General features: G+C 75.8%; 1 protein-coding gene and 1 pseudogene. One reads left to right on the top strand and one right to left on the bottom strand.

Annotated features, from left to right (window positions below; genetic code table 11):
* Positions 1 to 136 (bottom strand): annotated as a pseudogene (locus PUR56_RS39935) (hypothetical protein); the annotation flags it as partial.
* Here PUR56_RS39935 and PUR56_RS39930 point away from each other — a divergent pair.
* Positions 128 to 385 (top strand): KR domain-containing protein (locus PUR56_RS39930; protein ID WP_329952566.1); only part of this gene is annotated, 258 nt, incomplete at its 3' end. The pseudogene PUR56_RS39935 and the gene PUR56_RS39930 sit on opposite strands and share 9 nt — an antisense overlap.

Below are 385 nucleotides of genomic sequence, written 5' to 3'. Positions count from 1 at the left end.
GGATGAACGCGGCCATGCCGCCGATCGCGTGGGCACCGCGCCGGTGGCAGGTCCGGACGAGTAGCCGGGTGTAGGCGGCCATGAACGGCGAGGCCATGGTGACGCTGTTGCGGTCCGGCAGGATGAAGTGCTCGCCGGCGGGCTGGGTGACGAGACCGAGGTCGCGGTCCGGGGCGGCGGGCTGCTGGTCCGCCGCCTGACCCCGGCGCCTCGGCGGTCGGGAGGCGGCTGGGAGCCGCGTGGGACGGGTCAGGTCACCGGAGGCACCGGTGGTCTCGGCCGCCAGGTCGCCCGGTGGGCGGTGGAGCACGGAGCCCGAAGGGTCGTGCTCGTCGGCCGACGGGGGACCGGGGCGGAGGGTGTCCGCGAGCTGACGGCGGAGTTC

It is taken from the genome of Streptomyces sp. BE303 (assembly GCF_036290945.1).
Taxonomy (GTDB): domain Bacteria; phylum Actinomycetota; class Actinomycetes; order Streptomycetales; family Streptomycetaceae; genus Kitasatospora.
Note: the sequence above shows the minus strand (reverse complement) of the source record. Positions and strands in the feature narration are given on the sequence as shown.